The 23,712-nt window shown below is 54.5% G+C and carries 25 protein-coding genes; 9 read left to right on the plus strand and 16 right to left on the minus strand.

Annotated features, from left to right (window positions below; all coding sequences use genetic code 11):
• Window positions 1-69: 69 nt before the first annotated feature.
• On the minus strand, window positions 70-588 hold the full coding sequence (fabA, locus tag AC0TN7_RS18755; protein WP_008499931.1) for a 3-hydroxyacyl-[acyl-carrier-protein] dehydratase FabA: 519 nt from the start codon (window positions 586-588) through the stop codon (window positions 70-72).
• 68 nt (window positions 589-656) lie between these two features.
• A complete protein-coding gene (locus AC0TN7_RS18760; RefSeq protein WP_024907766.1) occupies window positions 657-2,417 on the minus strand; it encodes an AAA family ATPase in 1,761 nt (586 codons plus the stop codon).
• 186 nt (window positions 2,418-2,603) lie between these two features.
• On the opposite strand from AC0TN7_RS18760, the gene matP reads away from it, so the two are divergent.
• Complete coding sequence (gene matP / locus AC0TN7_RS18765; protein ID WP_008499929.1) at window positions 2,604-3,056, plus strand: macrodomain Ter protein MatP; 453 nt, start codon at window positions 2,604-2,606, stop codon at window positions 3,054-3,056.
• Window positions 3,057-3,122: 66 nt separating this feature from the next.
• On the opposite strand, the gene ompA is transcribed toward matP, so the two are convergent.
• Both ompA and sulA read right to left on the minus strand, forming a co-directional pair.
• Complete coding sequence (ompA, locus tag AC0TN7_RS18770; RefSeq protein ID WP_024907765.1) at window positions 3,123-4,178, minus strand: porin OmpA; 1,056 nt, start codon at window positions 4,176-4,178, stop codon at window positions 3,123-3,125.
• Window positions 4,179-4,532: 354 nt separating this feature from the next.
• Complete coding sequence (sulA, locus tag AC0TN7_RS18775) at window positions 4,533-5,042, minus strand: SOS-induced cell division inhibitor SulA (protein WP_024907764.1); 510 nt, start codon at window positions 5,040-5,042, stop codon at window positions 4,533-4,535.
• A gap of 217 nt (window positions 5,043-5,259) precedes the next feature.
• Here sulA and AC0TN7_RS18780 point away from each other — a divergent pair, with 217 nt between their 5' ends.
• Window positions 5,260-5,886, plus strand: a complete 627-nt coding sequence (locus tag AC0TN7_RS18780; RefSeq protein WP_023311030.1) for a TfoX/Sxy family DNA transformation protein — start codon at window positions 5,260-5,262, stop codon at window positions 5,884-5,886.
• Here the strand turns inward: AC0TN7_RS18780 and yccS are convergent.
• Both yccS and AC0TN7_RS18790 read right to left on the minus strand, forming a co-directional pair.
• Window positions 5,843-8,005: a YccS family putative transporter gene (gene yccS, locus AC0TN7_RS18785; RefSeq protein WP_157188863.1), complete on the minus strand. Its 2,163-nt coding sequence runs from the start codon at window positions 8,003-8,005 to the stop codon at window positions 5,843-5,845. The genes AC0TN7_RS18780 and yccS overlap by 44 nt on opposite strands.
• A gap of 19 nt (window positions 8,006-8,024) precedes the next feature.
• Window positions 8,025-8,471, minus strand: a complete 447-nt coding sequence (locus AC0TN7_RS18790) for a YccF domain-containing protein (RefSeq protein WP_032649128.1) — start codon at window positions 8,469-8,471, stop codon at window positions 8,025-8,027.
• A 123-nt stretch (window positions 8,472-8,594) separates the two neighbouring features.
• On the opposite strand from AC0TN7_RS18790, the gene helD reads away from it, so the two are divergent.
• Entirely contained in the window at window positions 8,595-10,649 is a 2,055-nt protein-coding gene (gene helD / locus AC0TN7_RS18795; protein WP_024907761.1) for a DNA helicase IV, read from the plus strand.
• Window positions 10,650-10,707: 58 nt separating this feature from the next.
• Here helD and mgsA read toward each other — a convergent pair whose 3' ends face one another.
• Together mgsA and csgI are read right to left on the minus strand one after the other, a co-directional pair.
• A complete protein-coding gene (gene mgsA / locus AC0TN7_RS18800; protein WP_024907760.1) occupies window positions 10,708-11,166 on the minus strand; it encodes a methylglyoxal synthase in 459 nt (152 codons plus the stop codon).
• A gap of 80 nt (window positions 11,167-11,246) precedes the next feature.
• Window positions 11,247-11,909 (minus strand): curli synthesis inhibitor, encoded by a 663-nt coding sequence (csgI, locus tag AC0TN7_RS18805; protein WP_061715624.1) that lies wholly within the window; start codon window positions 11,907-11,909, stop codon window positions 11,247-11,249.
• Between the two features lie 173 nt (window positions 11,910-12,082).
• Between csgI and AC0TN7_RS18810 the strand changes: the two genes are divergently transcribed.
• Complete coding sequence (locus tag AC0TN7_RS18810; protein WP_008499920.1) at window positions 12,083-12,496, plus strand: CoA-binding protein; 414 nt, start codon at window positions 12,083-12,085, stop codon at window positions 12,494-12,496.
• Between the two features lie 37 nt (window positions 12,497-12,533).
• Here the strand turns inward: AC0TN7_RS18810 and hspQ are convergent, their stop codons facing one another.
• The gene (gene hspQ, locus AC0TN7_RS18815; RefSeq protein WP_008499919.1) at window positions 12,534-12,851 is read right to left on the minus strand and encodes a heat shock protein HspQ; all 318 of its coding nucleotides are present in this window, start codon (window positions 12,849-12,851) and stop codon (window positions 12,534-12,536) included.
• Between the two features lie 60 nt (window positions 12,852-12,911).
• Window positions 12,912-14,102: a 23S rRNA (cytosine(1962)-C(5))-methyltransferase RlmI gene (gene rlmI, locus AC0TN7_RS18820; RefSeq protein WP_248163791.1), complete on the minus strand. Its 1,191-nt coding sequence runs from the start codon at window positions 14,100-14,102 to the stop codon at window positions 12,912-12,914.
• Window positions 14,103-14,276: 174 nt separating this feature from the next.
• On the opposite strand from rlmI, the gene AC0TN7_RS18825 reads away from it, so the two are divergent.
• From AC0TN7_RS18825 to yccX, 3 genes are read left to right on the plus strand one after another with little or no spacing between them, the layout of a single operon-like run.
• Entirely contained in the window at window positions 14,277-14,834 is a 558-nt protein-coding gene (locus AC0TN7_RS18825) for a kinase inhibitor (protein ID WP_248273072.1), read from the plus strand.
• Between the two features lie 10 nt (window positions 14,835-14,844).
• Complete coding sequence (locus AC0TN7_RS18830; protein ID WP_032649118.1) at window positions 14,845-15,633, plus strand: AraC family transcriptional regulator; 789 nt, start codon at window positions 14,845-14,847, stop codon at window positions 15,631-15,633.
• Between the two features lie 11 nt (window positions 15,634-15,644).
• A complete protein-coding gene (gene yccX, locus AC0TN7_RS18835; protein ID WP_024907755.1) occupies window positions 15,645-15,926 on the plus strand; it encodes an acylphosphatase in 282 nt (93 codons plus the stop codon).
• Here yccX and tusE read toward each other — a convergent pair.
• From tusE to AC0TN7_RS18865, 6 genes are all read right to left on the minus strand, one after another.
• Window positions 15,923-16,252 carry a sulfurtransferase TusE gene (gene tusE / locus AC0TN7_RS18840; protein ID WP_008499913.1) on the minus strand — a complete coding sequence of 110 codons (330 nt, stop codon included), beginning with the start codon at window positions 16,250-16,252 and terminating at the stop codon, window positions 15,923-15,925. The genes yccX and tusE overlap by 4 nt on opposite strands.
• Window positions 16,253-16,320: 68 nt before the next feature.
• The gene (locus AC0TN7_RS18845) at window positions 16,321-16,872 is read right to left on the minus strand and encodes a LuxR C-terminal-related transcriptional regulator (protein WP_023617861.1); all 552 of its coding nucleotides are present in this window, start codon (window positions 16,870-16,872) and stop codon (window positions 16,321-16,323) included.
• Between the two features lie 10 nt (window positions 16,873-16,882).
• A complete protein-coding gene (locus AC0TN7_RS18850; RefSeq protein ID WP_417927173.1) occupies window positions 16,883-18,040 on the minus strand; it encodes a CfaE/CblD family pilus tip adhesin in 1,158 nt (385 codons plus the stop codon).
• A gap of 1 nt (window position 18,041) precedes the next feature.
• Entirely contained in the window at window positions 18,042-20,759 is a 2,718-nt protein-coding gene (locus tag AC0TN7_RS18855) for a TcfC E-set like domain-containing protein (protein ID WP_473702340.1), read from the minus strand.
• A gap of 72 nt (window positions 20,760-20,831) precedes the next feature.
• Entirely contained in the window at window positions 20,832-21,338 is a 507-nt protein-coding gene (locus AC0TN7_RS18860; RefSeq protein WP_021240847.1) for a CS1 type fimbrial major subunit, read from the minus strand.
• A gap of 75 nt (window positions 21,339-21,413) precedes the next feature.
• Complete coding sequence (locus AC0TN7_RS18865; protein WP_050597748.1) at window positions 21,414-22,160, minus strand: fimbrial protein; 747 nt, start codon at window positions 22,158-22,160, stop codon at window positions 21,414-21,416.
• Window positions 22,161-22,460: 300 nt separating this feature from the next.
• Between AC0TN7_RS18865 and AC0TN7_RS18870 the strand changes: the two genes are divergently transcribed.
• Both AC0TN7_RS18870 and AC0TN7_RS18875 read left to right on the plus strand, forming a co-directional pair.
• Window positions 22,461-23,234 (plus strand): winged helix-turn-helix domain-containing protein, encoded by a 774-nt coding sequence (locus AC0TN7_RS18870; protein WP_157188871.1) that lies wholly within the window; start codon window positions 22,461-22,463, stop codon window positions 23,232-23,234.
• Window positions 23,231-23,707 carry a hypothetical protein gene (locus tag AC0TN7_RS18875; RefSeq protein WP_024907750.1) on the plus strand — a complete coding sequence of 159 codons (477 nt, stop codon included), beginning with the start codon at window positions 23,231-23,233 and terminating at the stop codon, window positions 23,705-23,707. Before AC0TN7_RS18870 ends, AC0TN7_RS18875 begins: the two co-directional genes overlap by 4 nt.
• Window positions 23,708-23,712 lie beyond the last annotated feature (5 nt).

Here is a 23,712-nt window from a genome sequence, read left to right on the forward strand (position 1 = left end):
ACGTCTCTTTTAAAAAAGAAACCTCCGCAATGCGGAGGTTTCGCCTTTCCGGGGGTGCAAAAAGCACGATCAGAACGCGGACGTGTCCTGGAACAGGCCAACCTTCAGGTCGCTTGCGCTATAGATCAGACGACCGTCGACCAGCACTTCGCCATCTGCCAGGCCCATAATCAGGCGGCGGTTAACGATGCGCTTGAAGTGAATACGATAGGTCACTTTCTTCGCTGTAGGCAGAACCTGGCCGGTGAATTTTACTTCGCCTACGCCCAGCGCGCGGCCTTTACCTTCACCACCCAGCCAGCCCAGATAGAAGCCAACCAGCTGCCACATCGCATCCAGACCCAGACAGCCAGGCATTACCGGATCGCCGATAAAGTGGCAACCGAAGAACCACAGGTCCGGGTTGATATCGAGTTCTGCTTCTACGTAACCCTTATCGAAGTTGCCGCCGGTTTCGGTCATTTTCACGACACGGTCCATCATCAGCATGTTCGGGGCCGGTAACTGTGGGCCTTTCGCGCCAAACAGTTCACCGCGACCAGAGGCAAGAAGATCTTCTTTTGTATAGGATTCGCGTTTATCTACCATGTTCTCAGTAAGCCTTATTTTAGTGAAGGACGCAGGATAGCTAACACGTGTACGCTGAACAAGTCCGATCAGTTCGAACTAAACCAGCCCAGCCAGCGTAACGGCCATGGATAACGATGACGAGCATCCTGCTGTGTCGCCTGAGCAATACGCTCCTGGATAGTCTGCATCAGGGTGGTTTGCCCTTCGCCGTCCCATACCAGGTTTGTCAGTAAGGGTAGTGCATCCTCAATCCCTTCGATGGCCCAGATAGCGAACTGCTCTTGTTCAACCGCATCCAGGATCTCCTGACTGAGGCTTAAATGGCGTGCGTTGGGAGCCGGAATAATCACACCCTGCTTGCCGTTTAAACCGCGCTGCTGACAGATAGAGAAGAAGCCTTCAATTTTCTCGTTGAGGCCACCCACAGGCTGCGCACGACCAAATTGATCCACCGAACCGGTGATCGCGATGTTCTGATTGATGGGCACTTCCGCCAGGGCGCTGATTAAGGCGCACAGCTCGGCCATAGAGGCGCTGTCGCCATCCACTTCGCTGTAGGACTGCTCAAACGTCAGCGAGGCGGAGAAGGGGATCTGTTGCTCAAGCTGCAGCTCTGACATCAAAAACGCCTGCATGATCATCATGCCTTTGGCGTGTATGTTGCCGCCCAGCTCGGCTTTCCGTTCAATATCGGTAAACTCGCCATCGCCAATGTGCACAACGCAGCTGATACGGGACGGCTCCCCGAATGCGCGCGGATGGCCTGGAAATTCAATCACAGACAGGGCGTTAATCTGCCCGACGCGTTCGCCTTCGGTTTCCACCAGAATTTGTTCGAGCAGAATTTCATCCTGCATGCGGTCAGCAAGATAGCCTTCTCGCCACTCACGCTGAGCCAGCATCTGAGTGAGCTGTTCGCCGGTGAACGCCCCGTCACCGCTAATCACACCCACTTCACGCAACTGCTTGCCGATCCAGAGCGGGCAGAGTGGCAGCGTTTCCTGGTCACCGGTATAGCGCACCGCTTCGCGGATCAGGCCTGGCCACGCGTCAGCCGCAGGCGTTGGCAGCGCAAAACGTTCTGCTACAGCCATCACCCACTGGCACCACTGCGCCATATCGTCGGCGTCAGCAATCTGGATGTTGTCTTCGTATTCGCTATACACGGCCTGCTCAGCCAGTTCCGGCTCCATTTCCTGGAAGTCCGCCAGCGATTCACGGTCGCCCGTCAGCACGACGGTCAGCGACAGCGGCATAGAGGGAACAGAGACGGGCAGAGGACGAGACTCATCGTAGCCGACCCAGTCGAAACGCTGCTGGTGCACGATGGTTTTCAGACGCATCCACAGCAGCGGCTGCGAGAGCAGGGTGCGCAGTGAAATGATCAGAACACCGCCATTTGCGCGATGTACCAGCCCAGGCTGCAGCGAAAGCTCGCCGTTAAACTGGCGCAGACAACCAAAAAGTTGTTCAGCCTCAACCCAGTTAGCGGTAATCACCTCGCCCTTAGCGGCAAAATGGCCGTCGGCCTGTGCCGCCGGTTCGAAAGTGACATCATGTCCCGCGATACGATACTGGCCGCCAAAAACGGCGTTCGCTTCCGGCTTTAACTGACGCACGGCATCCCCGAACAACGTCAGGTATTCCGCTTCTTCCGGGGCTTTGAGCAGCATGAAAGGCGCAGTTGCCCATGGGCTTAAGACCTGCTCCAGCGCGTAATGCAAACGGGGCTGCGTATCGCTAAGGATGAATTCGTGTTCTTTTGCGAGTTCGGGCTGTGCAAACAGTTCCTGATAACTTTCGGTATCCGGAACAAGGTCACGCCATGCAAGTTTCGTAATGGTCAAAGTTGATGTTTTTTAGTCAGATGTAAAAGCGTGGAGTATACCGTAAGCGGGGGGCTGTACCCAAGCAGGATTGGGGATTTCGACAGGGTGATTGGCTGCATTCACTCACAGGATATGATTTCTTTTCAGCAGATTGCTAAAAAACTGATATTCTGAACAGAGTTACGTGGTAACACTGAGATCGCAATGAAATATCAACAACTGGAAAATCTCGAAAGCGGCTGGAAATGGAAGTACCTGGTCAAAAAGCACCGTGAAGGGGAGCTGATCACCTGCTACATCGAAGCCAGCGCTGCACAAGAAGCCGTGGATATTTTGCTGACCCTCGAAAATGAACCGGTACAGGTTAACGGCTGGATTGAGAAACACATCAATCCTGCCTTGTTAAACCGGATGAAGCAAACTATCCGTGCGCGACGCAAACGGCATTTTAATGCTGAGCATCAGCACACTCGAAAAAAATCAATCGACCTGGAGTTCGTTGTCTGGCAACGTCTGGCTGGGCTGGCACAACGACGGGGTAAAACGCTTTCGGAAACCATCGTGCAGTTGATTGAGGATGCCGAACATAAAGAGAAGTACGCCAACCAGATGTCGACGCTGAAGAACGACCTTCAGGCGCTGTTGGGTAAAAAGTAGATTTTTTTACTTTTCTTCAGACAATAAAAAACCCCGCATGGCGGGGTTTTTTTATAAGACGATAACTTATGCCGCTGGCTGAGTTACAACGTCTTTGATGCCTTTAACTTCGATCTCTACGCGACGATCTGGAGCCAGGCAGTCGATCAGTGCAGCGCGAGCTTTCACGTTGTCACAGGTGTTGCCAGTAACTGGGTTAGATTCGCCCATACCACGTGGGGAGATCTTGTTAGCTGGGATACCTTTAGAGATCAGGTAATCAACAACAGACTGAGCACGTTTCTCAGACAGTTTCTGGTTGTAAGCGTCAGAACCGATACGGTCGGTGAAGCCCAGAACCACTACAGAACCGTCTTTAGGATCCAGGTTGCTCAGCTGAGAGTACAGCTGATCCAGTGCCTGCTGACCTTCTGGTTTCAGAGTTGCTTTGTTGAAGTTGAACAGAACGTCAGACTTCAGAGTGAAGTGCTTGGTCTGTACTTCTGGAGCTGGAGCCGGCGCTGGAGCAACAACTGGTGCTGCTTCTTCCTGCTGGCCGAAACGGTAGGAAACACCTACGCTCAGCATGCCGTTGTCTGGACGAACACCAACGGTGTTGCCGTCGCCGATGTTGTTAACCCACTGGTATTCCAGACGGGTAGCGATGTCACGGGTCATAGCCCACTCAACGCCACCAGCGAATACTGGGGAAACACCGGTGTCATGGTCGCTACCAACCTGGTTGTTGCTGGAGTCAGCGCGCCATACCATGCCGCCCAGACGGGTGTACACGTCCAGATCGTCAGTTACTGGGTAACCCAGTTTAGCGGTCAGCTGAACGCCCTGTGCTTTGAAAGCGCCGTTTACGGTGTCGCCTTTGTATGGCATACGACCTAACCAGTCGTAACCCATTTCAAAACCAACATACGGGTTAACCTGATAGCCACCGAACGCACCTGCACCAAGCTGGCTCTCGTGAGTCGGGCCATCGTTGTTCAGGTCTTTGTTGTACCAGCCGGTGTCGTGGAACTGAGACCAGCCCAGTTTACCACCTGCATACCAGGTATTATCTTTCGGAGCGGCCTGCGCTACGGTAGCGAAGCCAGCCAGTGCCACTGCAATCGCGATAGCTGTCTTTTTCATTTTTTGCGCCTCGTTATCATCCAAAATTCGCCATGAAAGTCTCAAGAGAGAATCACGGTTAAATCCTTCACCGGGGGGCGTGGTCAAATATAAATCTACCGATATCTTCGGCTTAGGCCGAGCACCCCTGGCGATGTAAAGTCTACAACGTAGCTGAAAACTTACAAGTGTGAAGTCTGTCAGGCATATGAAAAAAAAAGTTCCGTATACCGATTATTTAACATTTTTAGAACGAATTTTGTGCAATAAAATGAAGGAGAACCGCACCAGACAAGCCTTGCCGCAATTTTCAGACCGGGAACTTTAATGCCATCTTGTGGTCGAAAAAAATTCCAGGAAAAATCTTAATTTCACTCAATGATACAAATTTGAGTGAATTTTTAGCCCAGAAAGTTGTCCTCTGCGGTAAGAATCCGATCGAACCGGACGCATAATGAACCCGATCGCACTCCCTTCTTCAGCGGCTTCAGTCAGACGGAAATGTTCCTCTTCCGTCAATTCTTCGGGTAACCATCCAATTACCACGCTGTAATTTCCGGTGCGTAACGCGCGGATCATCGACTCAACGGTATCGCACGGCGAGAGCTGATTAATCTGCATGACCTTGGTCAGCGGAAGGCCAGCGGACTGAACCCACTCACGGCTCAGTTTTTGTTGAGGCGTGAGCCAAAGCTGCCAGCGCGATTGCTGACCAAGCTGTTGTAATAACGGCAACAGCAGAAGTTGCGTCAACAGGGGCTGGTCTTCACGATACACCACTTCACTGATAAGCCCTGTGGAAACACGCTCGACGGAATTCTGCGCGACATTGCCTGCGGCAGAAGAGAGAGAGATTGCGCGATTTGCATAGCCTGAAGTGTGCATATTCATTCCAGCCCTGTAGTTACTGTATGGATATACAGTAACCCCTGTATGCATAAAGATCAACCTCATTTTCGGAAAGCGACTCGCAAAATTCATTCAATCTTGATGCCCCTGGAAAAATCATCTTGCTCAACGGCGATAAGTTGCCTATTTTCCTGCTAACGGATCCGCTAGTAAGAAATTTCGTTGTTATTTTATGATTTTGAAGGGAAATATCATGAAAAAGATATCTTATGAACGGATTTATAAATCCCAGGAATACCTCTCCCCGTTGGGTGAGATTCATCATCGTGCGCTGTTTGGAGGCTACACCCTGGCGGTGGATGATGCGGTTTTTGCCATGGTGTCTGATGGCGAGCTTTATCTTCGGGCTTGTGAGGAGAGTGCGAAATACTGCGTAAAGAATGCCTCCTCATTTTTGACATTGATGAAGCGAGGCCGCCCGGTGCTGCTCAACTATTATCGTGTGGATGACGGATTATGGCAGGACAGGGAGCGGTTGCTTCAGCTCTCCTCGTTTGCGCTCAGTGCGGCAAGAAAAGAGCGCTATCAGCGCCATCAACGAAACCGACTCAAGGATCTGCCAAACCTGACCTTTCAGCTTGAAGTCTTGCTTTTTGAAGCCGGTATTACCAATGAAGAAACACTCCGGGCGCTGGGTGCCAGAGCCAGCTGGCTGAAGATGCGGGCGAAAAATAAAGCGCTCAGTATTAAAGTCCTCTTCGCGCTCGAAGGGGCTATTGAAGGGCTGCATGAGGCGGCACTCCCGGCAGGCATTCGCCGGGAGCTGACGGAGTGGTTTAATGCGCTGCCTGAGCCACAGGAGAATCACTCCTCCAGGTAGCGATTTGCTGTTGCAGCCGGCAAATTTCAGGCAGCAGAGCGATAAGCAGGCCTATCTGCTGAAGAACCAGCGGCGCTTTGCTGTCGTTTCCCGGGTCAAGATGCGCAATGCGTTGCGCCAGTTCATTCAGCGCCTGTTGCACGCGTGGCTCATCGGCTGGGCGGTGATGAAGCGCGTCATCGACATAACAGACGGCGTCATCGAGCAGGTTGAGAATACCCGGGTTGGTGAGCTTCTCACGGTGGGCACCCAGCGTCGAAATATAGCTGGTAAACGTATGGTTCAGGCAGAGCAGGCGGAACGCAGTCTCACGAATTTCCGCCGTGGCGCGAGGCTCCGTTGACATGTTAGAGACAACGGAGGCCAGTTCTGCATCACTGTTGTGCGCATCACGACGTGCTATCCGGTAAGCCAGGCGGTTATCGCGCCCCTGGTGGTACTGCTCCAGGATAGCGTCAAGGTATCGACAGTTGGCATTCATCGCCCTGTCGACCACGCGCGGTAAATTACGGAAACGCCAGTCCGGCCAGATAAAGCTGACCGCGGCCCAGGCAATTGCGCAGCCAATCAGGGTATCGATCACGCGGGGCAGGGCGACTTCAAAGCCTTCACCCAGCAGGTTAAAGCAGAGCAGCACCAGCAGCGTGATGAACATGGTGGCGTGGGCATACTGCACGTTGCGAAACGCGAAGAACAGCACGCCGGTGATCACGATCAGAATCAATTGACCTTCGACGGAAGGCACGAAATAGAGCACCGGAAGGCCGATCGCGACGCCAACCAGCGTACCGATAATACGCAGCGCAAGACGATGTCGGGTGGCGTTATAGTTCGGCTGGCAGACAAACAGGCTGGTGAGCAGGATCCAGTAGCCGTGGTGCAGCCCGGTTATCTGGATAAAGGCATACCCCACGCACAGCACCAGCGACATTCTCACCGCGTGGCGAAAGAGAGCCGACTCCGGCGTAAAGTTGCGGCTCAGGCGTAGCCACATATCGCTAACGCCGTGCACGCTGTCATCAGCAAGCTGGTTTTCCACCTCACTGCCCGGCAGTGCCATCGCCTGTTCGGACTCAATGGTTGCCAGCTGTGCATCAATAGCCCGCAGGTTGTTCAGCAGAAAGCCCAGCGCTTTGATGTGTTCCGGTGACGTTCCGCTGGCCTGAACGCGGTCGAGCGCCGCATCAAGGTGGCTGAATACGCGTTCAAAGCGGGGATCATGCTGATAGGGCGTGCGCAGCAGAATGGAGCGCGAGAGCCGCTGACACGCCTGAGACTGCATGGAGAGCAGGCGCTGGAAGCGGAACATCACGTCGCTGTAGCGGAACCTCTCGCGCAGGGCGGCATACTGAACGTGCGAGGAGCTCGCACGTTCATGAATATCCTGGGCGGCAAAATAGTAGTGTAAGGTCCTTCGCGTTCCGCGCTGACCGCGATCGCCGCGCAGACGGGTCAGCAGAGAGGCTTTTGTCTGGTTAAGGGTGGCAACCAGCTGGCCGTTTGCCAGCGCCAGATCGTAGAGCGGAGCCTGGCTTTCTTCCTCGATATCCGGGTCGAACAGCCGGGATTTCAGTTCCAGATAGTGGGCTAACTGCTCAAAGCTGCGGGCAAGGTTATCCTGCAGAGGGCGAACCGGGAAGATCAGATGACCGGTTAGCGTCAGCAGGTTATACCAGATGGCGCCCAGCAACAGCAGAACCGGCTGCTGGTACCACTGGTCGTACAGGGAAACGCCCAGCATGGTGTAGATGGCGATCAGCAATGCACCAAAAGCGATGGTGGCATAGCGCTGCCCAAGGCCACCCAGCAAAATAAACCCGCTGGTTGAGAGGGTAAGACCCAGGGCAAACAGCCAGGGCCACGGGAAAAGCAGCTCAACGGACGCTGACGCAATAAAAAAGCAGACAAGCGTAATAACCAGATTACGCAAACGCCCGGCCAGACGATCGTCCAGGTCCGCCAGCGCCCCGGCCACCACTCCCAGCGTGAGCGGAATAGTGAGTTTGACATCATTCAGCCACCAGGGCAGAGCAACCGTGCCGCAAAGCGCGATGAATATCCTGACGTTATAAAGCCAGGTGCTGTTCCAGGTATAACGGCGAAGCAGTGGGCTTAGCATAAACGCGGCCAGTCCTTATTTACTGAAAACGACGACGAGCGTTTGCTTCACGCGCCGCCTGGGCCACTTCTACCGGAACAACCCTGCGACCGACGGGCCAAAGGGCGATAGCGGCGATCTTAAAGTTCGCGATCCCCACCGGAATACCAATAATCGTGATGCACTGTGCAATACCGGCAAAAATATGCATGATGCACAGCCACCAGCCGAAGAAAATGAGCCACAGAATGTTCAGCAGGGTTCCGCCCGTATTCATCAGGGCGTTTTTGTTCTCCGGATTCAGCTCGTCAACGTGGATGGCTTCATTCCCGTAGGGGATTAAGGAGAGTTTCGTGATTTCCCAGCAGGAACGGGTCAGGGGAAGCGTGAAAATCAGGACGATGCTCACCAGCGTGGCAAAAAGCCAGGAAAGGGTGGTGGCAAAACCGCCCAGCACAAAATTCAACACATTCAGAACGGTACGCATAAACCCTCACTTCCTTTCGATAAAATTAACGCCCAATGATTGTAACGTTTTTTTAGGCTGGAGCACCTTAAAACTGGCAGTTAAACTGTCAGGTAAATTATCTCTTCGTGGATTTGGCGGAACATGGAACTGAAAGCAACGTCGTTAGGCAAACGCCTGGCGCAACACCCTTACGACAGGGTTGTTCTCCTTAATGCCGGGGTGAAAGTCTCCGGGGAACGCCACGAATACCTTATTCCGTTTAATCAGCTTCTGGCTATCCACTGCAAACGCGGGCTGGTGTGGGGCGAGCTGGAGTTCGTTCTCCCTGACGATAAAGTCGTGCGTCTTCACGGCACCGAGTGGGCGGAAACTCAGCGTTTCCACCATCACCTGAACGCGCTCTGGCAGCAGTGGAGCCAGGATATGAGCGTGATTGCCGCCCAGGTGCTCCAGCAGGTGCTGGACGATATCGCGCAAAGCAACGCGCAACACGCGTGGCTGACCCGTCAGCAGACCGCCGGGCTGCAGCAAAAGATCCGACAGGCACTCTCGGCGCTGCCGCTCTCCGTGACGCGTCTCGACGAGTTTGACAACTGTCGCGACGCCTGGCGCCAGTGTCAGGCCTGGCTGAATGATAAGGATAAAAGCCGTCTCGCCCATAATCAGGCCTGGACGGACGCCATGCTCACCCAATATGCCGACTTTTTCAGTACGGTGGAATCGTCACCGCTCAATCCGGCCCAGGCGCGCGCGGTGGTCAACGGCGAGCAGTCGCTGCTGGTGCTGGCGGGGGCCGGTAGTGGTAAAACATCGGTGCTGGTGGCGCGTGCCGGCTGGCTGCTGACGACCGGGGAAGCGGTAGCCGATCAAATTCTGCTTCTGGCTTTTGGCCGCAAGGCTGCCCAGGAGATGGACGAACGTATCCAGGAACGCCTGCACACCCGGGATATCACGGCCAGAACCTTTCATGCCCTTGCGCTGCATATTATTCAGCAGGGCAGTAAAAAAGTACCTTCCATCAGTAAGCTGGAAAACGACGCGCAGGCGCGTCAGGCGCTGTTCATCAAAACGTGGCGCCAGCAGTGCAGTGAGAAAAAGGCGCAGGCAAAAGGGTGGCGTCAGTGGCTGGAGGAGGAGCTCAGCTGGGACGTGCCAGAGGGTAGCTTCTGGCAGGATGATAAGCTGGCGCGTCGGCTGGGTTCGCGACTTGACCGCTGGGTCAGCCTGATGCGAATGCACGGTGGATCGCAGGCAGAGATGATTGAAAGCGCGCCGGAGGCGATCCGCGATCTGTTTTCGAAGCGGGTCAAGCTGATGGCTCCGCTACTGAAAGCCTGGAAAACCGCGCTGAAAGAGGAAAATGCCGTTGATTTCTCCGGCCTGATCCATCAGGCCATCATCATTCTTGAGAAGGGGCGTTTTGTCAGCCCGTGGAAGCATATTCTGGTGGATGAGTTCCAGGACATCTCTCCGCAGCGTGCAGCGTTGCTCTCAGCGCTGCGGGCGCAAAATAAGCATACCTCGCTGTTTGCGGTGGGGGACGACTGGCAGGCCATCTATCGCTTCAGCGGGGCGCAGCTCTCCCTGACAACCGCATTCCACCACTATTTTGGCGAAGGCGATCGCAGCGATCTGGACACGACCTACCGCTTCAATTCACGGATTGGTGAAATCGCCAACCGCTTTATCCAGCAGAACCCGCATCAGCTGGCAAAACCGCTCAATAGCCTGCGGGCAGGGGATAAAAAAGCCGTGACCCTGCTGGCGGACGATCAGCTGGAACCGCTGCTGGACAAGCTCAGCGGCTATGCGAAGCCCGATGAGCGTATCCTGGTGCTGGCGCGTTACCATCACCTCAAACCCGAGGCGCTGGAAAAGGCGGCCACCCGCTGGCCGAAGCTGCAGCTTGAATTTATGACGATTCACGCCAGCAAAGGGCAGCAGGCCGACTATGTGATTGTCATGGGGCTGAAAGAGGGCAGCGACGGTTTCCCGGCTCCGGCCCGCGAGTCGGTAATGGAACAGGCCTTGCTGCCGGTGCCGGAAGACTTCCCGGATGCCGAAGAGCGGCGTTTGCTGTATGTGGCTATCACCCGCGCGCGCCATCGCGTGTGGCTGCTGTTCAATAAAGAGGAGCCATCCGTGTTTGTCGATATCCTGAAGAGTATTGATGTGCCGGTAGCGCGTAAACCATAACGACGTCAGGGAAGGTTTTGTAGGCCGGGTAAGGCGTAGCCGCCACCCGGCAAAAAAGCTACTTCAATCTGTCGGAAAGATAACGCTGATAGTCCGGAATGAGGATATCAACCGGCGAATTAAACTGCGGCGATTCGATGATGAAATCCGCCGTCGACAGGTTTGTCGCCACCGGAATATTCCACACCGTCGCCAGACGCAGCAGGGCTTTGACATCCGGGTCGTGCGGAACCGCGTTCAGCGGGTCCCAGAAGAAGATCAGCACATCAATCTTCCCTTCGGAGATCTGCGCGCCGACCTGCTGATCGCCGCCCATCGGGCCGCTCAGCATGGCATTCACCTGCAGACCCGTTTCGCGCTGGATCAGGTTACCGGTAGTACCGGTCGCCGACAGATCGTGCTTTTCCAGCGAAGACTGATGGCGGCGAACCCAGTTAAGCAGCATTTGTTTACAGTGATCGTGCGCCACCAGCGCAATGTGTTTGCGTTCAGGTAGCGTGCGTGTTGTCAGTTCCATAATCATATCCATCAGGTTAACTGCCTACACGATGACGGGAACCGTCTGACGCTGCAAGAGAAAGGCGTAAAAAATGTGGCTTATGATGAAGGTTGTTGTTTTGCCCACTGTAAAAACCGGGCCCGCGTGTCGGGATCGGCCTGCTGGAACCAGAATTTTAGGCGCTGTTCCGTCAGGGTCTGTGACTGGGGAGGAATGACGTCCAGTTCAGAGACGCCGGAAAGCAGCGTACTGTCGTCAGCCATCATGGTGGCAAACTGAGGAAGCGACGCGCGTTTACCCGCTTTGTTATAGGTCTGGGTCGCGGCCTCGTAATCCGGACCTTTTGGTGAGGTCGTCAGCGCCAGAATATCCAGCTTCACCGGAATCGGCATCGCATCCCCGTCCAGCAGTTCAATGCGGGGAGATGCGTCGAAGGCCGCCGATTCTTTCTCCGTTTCAATACGAGGCAGGGTAATGTTGACCTGACTGATTTGCCGGGTATTAAAGCTGACGATCAGCGGCGGGGAGATATACATCCTTTGCTCGTGATTCGCCAGACCGATCGATTTTTCCACCCGGAATACCAGCTGATGCGGCCCGTTATCCAGCTCGATGCTGTCCGCACCGCGCAATAACGAACTGGAAACCTTTTTTCCGTCCAGTACCAGGAGATCAATATCGGTAGAGAGCCGGAGCGTGGTCGCAAAAACGCAGACCGGCATCACTAACGCAATCAGAGCAGTGGCAATACCGGTTTTCATAGAAGGCTCCCGTCAGAAATCCTGTCGCCGCATTAATGTATCTAAATTTTTCGAGAATCATGTTTACTAACATATAGACATATTTCGCCGTTTTGCCCTCATGCGTCGGTATGGGATGGATGGTTGAGATGTGCGGTTTGGCGTACACTTTTAAAAAAGCCAGGAGAAAAACCATGAAAGAGAACGATATTGCCGAGATTCTGACATCCACGCGTACCATTGCGCTGGTGGGCGCGAGCGATAAACCCGATCGTCCAAGCTATCGGGTGATGAAATACCTTCTCGATCAGGGCTACCACGTCATCCCGGTCTCGCCAAAAGTGGCGGGGAAAACCTTACTGGGCCAGCAGGGTTACGCCACGCTCGCTGACGTGCCGGAAAAAATTGATATGGTCGACGTCTTTCGTAATTCCGAGGCGGCGTGGGAAGTGGCGCAGGACGCTATCGCCGTCGGGGCGAAAACGCTGTGGATGCAGCTGGGCGTGATTAACGAGCAGGCTGCGGTGCTGGCGCGGGATGCGGGGTTAAACGTCGTCATGGATCGCTGTCCGGCGATCGACATCCCCCGTCTGGGGCTGGCGAAATAATAAAAAAAAGCCCGTTCATCGGGCTTTTTTTACACGCTTAGTTCCGCAGGCGCGGAGCCTGTAACTGTTTGCGGATAGTCTGAGCAAGTTCATCCATAGTGGGTTGCTCCGGATGCTCTTCCTGCAGCTCGCTGCTCAGCTGCGCTTCAGCAAGATAGGTGTGAACGGGCTGTCCATCATCACCTTCCATCACCACATGGTACCAGGGCGCGGCGCGAAGCTCTGCATTCACCGCCAGCTCGTCTGCTGACGGTTCATCAAGGGAATACTCCGGGTCGATATCCACGACCACACCCAAATACCCGAGCAAAGTGTGGCGGACCTGCTGGCCGATACCGAATTTGCTGGCAATCATAGTCACCTCCCGGGAAATACGACTTACACGTTATGTGCGGGCAATATTTCTCTTTTCAAGTTACATGACGCGACAGGCAAACCCTTTCAGATACAGTCCTTCCGGGTAGGTAGCAATCACGGGGTGATCGGCTGCCTGACGGAACTGCTCTATAAATTGTACATCACGGCCAGCATCTATTGCGGCATCGGCGATGATTTTCTGAAATAAATCTGTGGTCATCAGGCCTGAGCAAGAGAAGGTGAGGAGAATCCCGCCCGGGTTCAGCAGCTGGATAGCCAGCATGTTGATATCTTTATATCCACGGCACGCGCCCATCAGCTGGCTTTTGTTTTCCACAAACTTTGGCGGATCCATCACGATAACGTCGAACTTTTCGCCCTGATCGCGATATTTACGCAGCAGCTTGAACACGTCATCGCGTACAAACTCCGCTTTGCTCAGATCCAGCTTATTCAGCTCGACGTTCTGTTTTGCCACGTCGAGCGCTTCCTGTGAGGTGTCCACGCTCACCACCTGGGCACAGCCGCCCATCAGTGCCGAAACGGCAAAACCGCCGGTATAGGAGAAGCAGTTCAGCACGCGTTTGTCGGCAACGTACTGACGCGTAGCCAGACGGCTGTCGCGCTGGTCGAGGTAGTAACCGGTTTTGTGCCCGCCCTGAATATCCACCAGCAGCTTCATGCCGTGCTCTTCAATCGGCAGCAGGGCAGGCGGCAGTTCACCCGTGACCGGACCCTGCGTCAGCTCCATGCCCTCTTTTTTGCGCACCGCCACATCGCTGCGGTCGTAAATGGCGCACTGTGGGAACAGCGTTTGCAGCGCGCTAATCAGCGCGGCACGCTGGTATTCCGCTCCGGCGCTCAGGAGCTGCAGCACCAGGAAGTTACCGAAACGATCGATGGTCACGCCCGGCAGACCGTCGGACTCACCAGCAATCAGGCGGTAGCTGTCCAGCCCGTCGCGTTTTGCCAGCCACTCACGCCACTGCTGCGCCTGCTGCAGACGATGCACGAAGAAGTCGATGTCGATGGTTTCGTCTTTATCGAAGGTCCAGACGCGCGCGCGGATTTGGGACGCTGGCGAGTAAGCGCCTCGCGCTAACCATTTCCCCTGATGGTCAACGATATCAATGGTTTCACCGAGGCTGGCTTTGCCTTCCATACGGGCAACCGCGCCGGAAAAGACCCAGGGATGACGGCGCAGTAATGATTTCTCGCGCCCTTTGGCTAACACTAAACGTACACTCATAATTTGCTGTTCTGTCGATTTCAGGGAAATGGCGCGTAGATTACCACATTCAGCAAGGCGCAATCATCTGCGGATGCCGTTGAGCGTTTCGGCACAAAATCGAATCGCTTAGGCACATTACGGCATTGCAGCAGGCTTTACAGTAGGGCCTCCAGTTCAGCAGAGGAAGCACCCATGAAAAAGCGCAGTGTCATCACAATAGCCGCTCTGGCGGCGATAAGTTTTCAGGTTTTCGCGGCAACGCCTTTTGGCATCACCAGCCGGGATATTTCCGGCGATCGGCGGTTGGCGCAGCAGCAGGTATTTGAGGGATTTGGCTGCCATGGTGGGAATACCTCTCCCCAGCTGGCATGGAAAAATCCGCCCGCCGGTACAAAAAGTTTTGCCGTTACGGTCTATGACCCTGATGCGCCCACCGGCAGTGGCTGGTGGCACTGGACCGTAGCCAATATACCGGCGAATACAATGACGCTGCCCGCTGATGCCGGTAACCCGAACGGCGAGAAATTACCTGCCGGCGTGGTGCAGGGGCGCAATGATTTCGGCTATTCTGGATTCGGCGGCGCATGTCCACCCGCCGGGGATAAACCTCATCGCTATCAGGTTACAGTCTGGGCGCTGGACGTGGATACACTGCCCGTCGACAAAAATGCCAGCGGCGCGCTGGTCGGTTTTATGATTAATAGTCACACTCTGGCAAAGGCTCAGTTAACAGCAACCTACAGCAGATAAGGATGACAGGGTGCAGGAGTTCCATTTTCGACATAAACATCTTACTGCGGGTGAAGTGACTGCCAGCAAAATGCATCGCCTGCACCAGGTTAAACTCTTCTTTCCGGCTATTTGTCATATCACTCACGGCAGTAAGGTGATTGTTCAGGACGATAACCGCCTGGAGGCGACACGGGATCAACTCATCATTATCCCTGCCAATACGGTGATGGAGATTATCAATCAGCCCGCGAACGGCATGTTTCGCTCGGACTTGCTCATGTTATCTCCGGAGATCGTTGCCGAGTTTAAAGCGCATTACCTGAAATCCTGGCCGCGCACGACGTTGCATTCGCTCTGCGCGCCGCTGAGCGAGGGGCTGGCGTTTATGTGGGATAACCTGCTGCACGCCGTGCGTCAGGATTTACCGGAGGCGCTGCAAAAGCATCAGGCTTTCGGTCTGTTGCTGGCCTTGCTGCATGACGGCGTGGCAGGTCCGCTGCTTATTGAGCGACACAGTAACCTGACCGAGCAGGTGCGGCAGTTCATTATGCTGTCGCCCGCCAGAGCCTGGAGCGCGCAGGACGTCGCCAGCCGTCTGGCCTTAAGCGTACCGACGCTGCGCAGGCGGTTACGCGAGGAGTCACAGAGTTTTCGCCAGATTGTGGAGGAGGTGAGGATGGCCGTTGCTTTATCACAGCTACAGTCAACCCGATTACCGATCGGCGAAATCGCATTACAATGTGGGTATCTTTCCAGCTCTCGTTTCACCGCCCGTTTCCGGCAGCACTACGGCTGTTTGCCGAAAACGCTACGTTAAGGAGAAGAAAAATGTCTAAAGTCTGCACCATTGCCTGGGTTCACGGCGTTGTTCAGGGCGTGGGGTTCCGCTACAGCACCCAGCGCGAGGCCGTTCAGCTTGGGCTAACGGGATACGCGCGAAACATGGACGACGGCAGCGTTGAGGTGGTCGCCTGCGGCGAAGCGGAGCAGGTCGACAAGCTGGTGGCGTGGCTGAAAGCGGGTGGGCCGCGTAGCGCACGGGTTGATAAGGTCTTAACAGAACCGCATCAGCCCGGGCGGGAATATATGAACTTCGGTATTCGCTACTAAATGCACTTCACCGGTTTTGGCAGGCCGGCAATTTTGGTGGCCTGTTTTGCCGGGCCTTTCGGGAACAGACGATAGAGATAGCGGCTGTTGCCTTTCTCTTCACCGAACTTATTGGCCATCGCCTTGACCAGCATGCGGATGGCCGGAGAGGTGTTGAATTCAAGGTAAAACTCGCGGACAAAACGCACCACCTCCCAGTGTTCGGGGGAGAGGGTAATCCCTTCGTTTTCCGCAATTTTCTCCGCCAGCGGTTCGCTCCAGAGCGTCGTATCTTTCAGATAGCCTTCGCTATCGGTCTCAATTTCCTGGCCTGCAAAAATGAACATAATCTTCTGTCGTAGGTAAAAAATCAGCGACAGTGTAGCAAAAAAGCGGGCTCAGGATAAACCGTGACCTACAGGAGCAGCTGAAGCAGGTTGTTGGCATTGAGCTTCTTCAGCGCGTTGCATTTATGGGTTGAAACCTGTTTCTCCGACATGTGCGTCACGATGGCAATGTGGCGGACCGGCAACCCGGTCAGCATCAGATCGAGCACGTTGAATTCAGGAACGGTCAGGCAACAGTCCAGGCTTCGAACGCGACGCGGCTCTTTTGCCAGCAAATACGCCGCATCGGCAACGGCGATCCTGTCGTCGATGATATAAAGCGTTAGCGTACCGAAACGCTTGCGTAAATGCGTCGCCAGCGCCCACCCCTTTTCGTTGCAGACCAGATAAAGGCTGCCTTTCCAGCGGGCGGCTTCAAGCCTGAGCAAAATGTTGATCAGCGCCTGATGCGTCGCCGCCACGGAAAAACGGCAGCGGACGACCACCACGCGGCGGGTAAGCAGCGTTGGCTGCCATTGTACGGTATCGCTTATGACCTCTGGCTGGACGCCCCGACGCAGCAGCGCATAGCGCAACCCTTCGGCGTAAAATCGATTATTGTCGAGAATGGCGTAACTCACGGTGACCTCGTTATAACGTGCTGGGCGTATAGATAACGCGCAGCGTGCCGGTATAGTCGCCTGCGTTTTTGCTGCTGGCAGCAAACGCAGGCGTTTTCAGGATAATTGGCGCAGGAATGCACAGTACGCTCTCGCGTCCGCCGGGCAGCACGACCTGACGCAGATACTGCGGATCGTTAGTGCCCTGCCAGACCACGGTTTTACCGTTCGCGACCGTTTCGGTTGCGCCTGTGATTGGATTGGTGACGGAGACCCGATAATCGAGACGGTCCCGCGCATCGGTCTGGCTACCGCCGCGCCGCCGGATAGAAAATGCGCCTTCGGCACGGTCCGCTGACGTCAGTCCGTCGTCCTCAAAGCGAAGATAGGCGCGGGTGCTGGTACTGTTTTTGCCGTCGTACAGGCACATATCCAGCGTGTTTTCCCCCTGGATCTCGCTCCCCCCGGGGCGCCCCGGGAAGTTGGTCAGGTTGAGGTTAACGATAGGCGTGGAGTGCGGAAAGGCCGGCAGATAGATCTGCTGATTACCCGGATCGACCACCTCAATGCGAATATTTGCCTGCCATTTGGCGATGGTGAGATAACCCGGACATCCGACATTCACGTCACCCCAGTTTCCGCCGCAGTCGGCGCTATCCCATTGGCGCAGGTTTTGCTTCAGCGTGGCGGTCCAGATCCCCGGCAGGGCGAGCTTATCCAGTTCGCTTTTTACGATATAGAAATCGAAATAAGGCTCTCTGTTCCAGTCAGCGATTGTGTCCGATCCCCTTGCTACGAAGCTGGCAGAGGTAAACACTATGTTTTTGATAAATATGTAATGATCGCCATACACCTTGATATCCACCGTCTTGCTGGTGAGGGCATGCGTAAAACGTAAATTGATGGCATAGGGTGCGGCCGGGTTACTCGTCCACCAGACCGGGGCGTTCATGCAGGCGCCGTTCGTGGTGTCAGTCCGGGACTCACAGGTCAGGGTGTTACGTCCCCACTTTTGAGGATCGGCGGGGTCATAACCACCCGATTCATGAAACCAGATGTCAAAACGCGCAGGCGGTGCCATACGATCGAAGCTGATCCCAACGCTGGAGTTTCGTCCCGCGGGGGCGCCCGCCAGCGTCTGGCCGGCCCACAGGCTTAATAACAGTAAAATAAAGAGGCGTTTAATCACATCATTTCCCTTTAGTGAGGCTATCGGTATTCATGGCTGTCGGGCCAGCAGGGACCGACCGTCCGGCCAGCATCAGTTGCGCCTGCTGCTGGACGGCATCCGGCAGGGCGGAGAAGGTTAATTCCTTACAGGGAATCGAACCGACGTAACGCACGACGTCGCGCATACTCTTCACGCTCAGCGCGCACTGATAAAATTGCTGCTGACGCACCAGGTAGAGGTTATGCAGCAGGGCGTCGCTTTGGGCGCTAAACCCGCCGTTGCCAAGGTCGCTCCAGCCGTTCACGTTCAGCGGCACGCCGCCGATAAACGGCGAATGGTGCTCGTCGGTTAACTGGCCAAGCCAGGTGTAGCTTGCGGTCGTTTGCACGTCCCGGCGCAGCAGTTTGCCTGGCACCATAAACAGCGTTCTGCTGCCTGACCCTTGCGTGATTTCACTGCTGGCTCCCCGGGAAACGTCCAGCGATTCGTTAATCGTCAACGTCGTCTGCTGATAGCCCGGTACCGCGAAGAGGGCGCGGCTATTGCCCGGAATGTCTGCGCTCCCGCTATTATCCAGCGACACGGCGACGCGCGGAGCCTGAGCATCTTCCGGCGTCGCCACGTTCACCGCGACGGCGGAAGCAGGGCGACCGTCGCTCCAGCGGCCCAGCCACAGGCCAGAACGGGACAGCGCGAGCGTTGAGCTGTAGTTGCCGCTGCTGCTCAGCGTATGGCGGCGGTCCTGACGATCCCAGGCGTCGCTGACCGTCAGGCTTCCGTTGCCATATCGCCCGCCCTGGCGCGTATAGGCTGAGGTATTCAGCGAGTCGCTGTTAATGCCCGACGCGCTGAGGCCATACTCATTTTCACCGCGGGCATCGGCATACCAGTTATGCGCCACGCTGTAGCTCAGCTGGTTTTTTTCACGCTGCTGGTGCTGCCATGTCGCGCCCAGAGAGGTGTAGCTTGAGGCATCACCCTGACGGTTATGCGCCATGGACAGGCTCACGCTCAGGTAGCCGCCTTTATCCCTGCCGTCGCGGGCGTCATCGTTACGCATAAACAGGTTAATGCTGCTGTTAATGTTCAGGCCATGGGTGCTGAAGGCATTGCTCAGGCCAGCCTGCCAGGCCCGCGTGCGCGAGCGGGTCATATAGACCGATTCCCACGGCAGACCCGCATCGTGGCGATCGTCACTGTCCGGCAGCTCCCGGCGTGAAACGTACCGGCCTTCGTTGCGGTTATCCGAATACCCCAGGCTTGCATACCAGGCGCCGACCGGGACGGAGAACATCACCGAGAGGGTGCGATAACAGCCGTTCACGGCGTCAAATCCCGCGCTTTGGGTGGTGCAGTTTTCAGCGGATAACGCGTTGCGATAGACGCTCAAAGAAAAACCGTCGTTGTAGCTGATTTGCTGAATATTGCCGCGCTGGCCTTCGCTGCCGTAGAGGTAGCTAAACCGGGTACTCAGCACGCCATCGATCGGGCCCGCGTTGAAGCCCCGGCTCCAGTCGATCGCGTTTTCCAGAAAACGCTGGTTTTTCTTGAACGTTGCCCCGCTGGTCAGCGCCAGCGTGGGGGTGACGGGCAGACGAACGCCCGCCTGCGCAACCGCGCGGCGTTCTTCGTTTTGATCGCTATTATCGGTTTCGCCCGCCTGCAGGAACCACTCGACGCGGTCAAATGGCGTAATGCCGGTTCGGGTAAACGGCACCTGCTCGGTGCGCGTCAGCCGGTTATTTTCATAGATGGAGAGCGTCACGGTGTAGCTCCCGTCCGGGAACGATCGCGTGTCCAGGGTTTGCGCCCCGGCATTCAGATAGAAGCTCGCCAGCAGCTGATTGCCCCGGCGGGCGTCGATACGCGCGTCATGGGAAAGAAGCACGGTCACAGGGGTTCCCTTCGACTGCTGAACCGGGTTCATCCATGCCCTTGTTGAACCCGTGCGCAGGCCGCGAATTTTGCCCAGCGGCAGCTGGCTGAGGTTGATATTCCCACCGGCGTTGCTGAACAGATCGCGGGTATCCATCTCGCCCAGTTGAACATAGTACTGACGCAGGATATCCTGGCGGAACCAGGCGTTGTTGACGGTGACCTCCTGCAGATGCTTCTGCCGTGAACGCTGCCCCAGCCAGGTCCAGTCGAGATTCGCATAGCCGTCCTGCGTGAGCGCCAGCGCGCCGTTGCCCTGCACGGTTGCCGACTGATAATCCCTGTCGGCAACGAAGTTAATGTTCTGCTGATGGATCAGCGCATTTTCGGTGCCCTGAGTGGGCTGATACCATTGATTCTCTGCCGTCAGCTTAGGCAGAAATTTCTTGTCCAGGAACAGGTTAATGCGGGCGTTATTCTCGTCATAAATAATGGCCGCGCGGTCGGTATTGATGTAATCACAGCCCGTTGCGGAGCCGTTGCTGCTGCAGGCCAGGTTGCCGTTACGGGCAAGCGGAACGGCCAGCGCGGCAGACGCGGTGGCAACGAGGGATGGGTCGTCATTAAACCGGCGTTTGATGGCCGCTACCACGGTTTCAGGTGCGACAAAGCTGACCGTTTCAAGCGTGATATCCGTTTCAAAAAGGCCCAGCGCCTCGCCGTAGAGGTTCACCTCTGTCCACAGGCGCTGCGTCTTCGCCAGGTCTTCAAAACCTGGCGGGACGGCCATCCCTGCGCAGGCGAGTTGGATGGAAGCGGGTAACAAAGCAACAAAGAGGAGGGTATTTCTGTGAAACGCCATGAACGAGCCTCGACATCATCCTGACGTCAGAGGGTGAGCACCCTCTGACGTTATTCCTTAGGTGCTGTGGTGTTACGCACCGCCTTCCGTGGTCGTCGCCTGCGTCAGCATCAGGCTGACAACGCCGCTGTACTGACCGGTTTTCAGAATGCCTTTGGTGGTCTGGGAAATGGTCAGCGGCAGTACCGCAGAACCGTTTTCAATGCTCCCCGGGAACAGTTCTGTACCGGTGTATTCAACATCTGCGGTAGAGAGGGTTTTATCGCCCAGCTTCACCGTCATTGGGATGGTCTCAGCACCGTCGGCATTCGCCAGCTTCGCGGCGCTTACCAGACGGACTTTTACGTTGCTGGTCGCGGAGTTAGACCACACCTTGGTATTCAGGCGGTAGCTTTCCAGGCCACGGCCAGGCAGGTACTGCATATCGATGCTTGCCGGCAGCGGCGTGTTATCGGCCTGGGTCATATCCAGCTGTGAATCAACGCTGGCGTTGACGGTAATATCTTTTTGAATCGCCAGCGCGCTAACGGACGTGGTCATCGCTGCAACAATCATGAGAGGTTTAAAATACTTACGCATTGATATCTCCATATTTACAAATGAGCACCCTGGCTCTTTAAACAAACCCTTTGGGGTCTTTACGGTAACGTCGTGTTATTGCACGACGGGTAAATCAGCTTCTTCAGCGGTTTTATTCAGCCAGTTGAAGTAGCGGAATTTATATTTCTGGCCTTGTGCCTTCGCGAGCGTTTTTAATTTCCGTTCGGTATCCGGATAAATCGTCGCGTCTTCTTTAATCCATCTGCACGACGAATCCGCATCACAAATACCGATCTCTCTCAGCGGCACGCGCAACGTGCCGTTGTTTTTTAACGTTCCCCTCTGAGGGTCAATCGACAGCGAAACCACGCTTTTTTCCGGTGCGAGATGGATCAGGGCGCCCCAGATTACATTGACGCCCAGTCTTGCCATCGCAGCAGGGCTTTCGGCCTTGCCCGGAATAATGCTGTCAGGCTGCTTGACCCCTTCAAAATAGACGCGCCAGGTCGTCTCTTTTTCCGGGGGCGTAAGCGATACCAGGCGAACCACGCGCATTGCGCCTGCCGCAAGGGCGAATTTTTCCGGCGTGACAACCACGCCACCTTCTTTCCACGAGGCCACATCAATCTCTTTTTCCTGGGCTGTGCCGGGATTAAGAATTTTCTTTTGCTTCACCCGAATGAACTGAATATCATCGCTCTTCGACGCCACTGTTATTTGCGCCGTTCCGGAGCTATCTACATTAAGTTCCATCGGGTACACGCTCATATTAGCCACTGAAATTTGTGAGAAAAAAGACAGTGAGAGTACAATGGCGTAAAAAGCATAGGGCCTTTTCTTTACAAATTTTAATTTCAACATCTGTCTGCTCTGGTTACTGAGTGGTTTATTGCCAGTGGCCGTCTGCTTGTGAATCGCTTCAGGGCAGAGAAACTTTAACCAGAACAATATCTTGAGAAAATTTGTATTAGTTAACTCGATATATACAGTTTTTTATCCTGATTTTCTGGTCTAAAGGATGTATAGTTAATATTAAATGCCGCCATCGTGAATATTGGAAAAAAACGCACCTGCTCAAAAATTAATCGAATCAGGGCTGTTTTTATGTCTTTTGTACTTTCGAGTGGAACAAAGACAGGTGGCATAACCTGAGAACTAAATATGTTTTTTATATGCAATAATTCGTTATTATTTAATCCAGAGACACATGCAATTAGCCTGGTCGGACAACCAGAGTCGGTATTAACTCTCTCGGCTCCCGCTGCCCGGCTTTTACAGGAGTTCATTCGTAATAAAGGATGCGATCTCAGCCGGGAGGTGTTAATCACACGTGTCTGGGAAGCATATGGCTTTACCCCATCAGGCAATAATCTTAATAAGGCGGTGAGTGAACTACGTAAGAGTTTTCAGGTTTTGGGTGAGTGTCAGGAGATGATCGTTACCTTGCCTCGTTTTGGTTTTCGTTTTGATGCGGAAGTTGTTAGCCACCCAAAGCTGCTTTTTTGCGAACCCAACCCGGAGCCTACACCGGTTCCCGTATCGTTCAACAGTAAAATATCGAAAATATGGAATCGGGCTCGTCTCACAAGACGGGCAGGTCTTTTCGTGCTCACTGCTGCAACTATAGGAATTGGGTTTTTATTATATCGTTTACATTACGTCATCGCGCCCGTAGAACTTAAAGCAATTAATGAAAAAATCGGAAGCTGTAGATTCTGGTTTATCAACGAACAGGATCGGCCATTAAAAATGTCAAAAATATCAAGGATGCTTGAGGAAAATAATGTCATGTGCCAACAGGAGGAATACGATATTTATTATTTTAGTGAACGACTTACACTTTCTGCTGCGGATGAGATTTTTATTGGGGCGTGTCCGGTAAATAAAAGCAGCCCGTGCAAAAGTATTCGTTATAAAAGTGGTCCCGAAGAATGAAAATAAAACTCCTGTTTGGGCTCGGGGGGGCTATGGTCGGAAGCTTAATGGTGGTGGCTTTCTCTCCTTCCCAAAACGATACGCAAGATGTCCTGGCTTGTACTACCGAATTTAATTTTACCCGAAATGAGGGAAAACCAAGCGAAGTGAAGGTAAATGCCATAGCTCAGTTCTATGTACGCGCGGATGGTACCGGCTTAACAACCTATAAAGGCGCTTCAAAGATAAAAGGGAAAGAGATGATTGTGGATCGCGACGTGAATTTTACCTGGAAGCGTCGAACGAATGACCATGTTATTATGTTAACCTATAAGAACACTTTGCGTCGACATAATGACAATACGCCCGATGCGCTGTGGGGAAGCTTTGCGCGTCCGGGAGCGCGTTACTATATTACCCTCTCTAAACTTTCCCCTTCTGTGTGGCTTATTCAGGATCGACTTTATCCCACCTATATTTGCCGCGAAGATTAAGGCAT

It is taken from the genome of Enterobacter sp. PL_is511 (genome assembly GCF_055816065.1).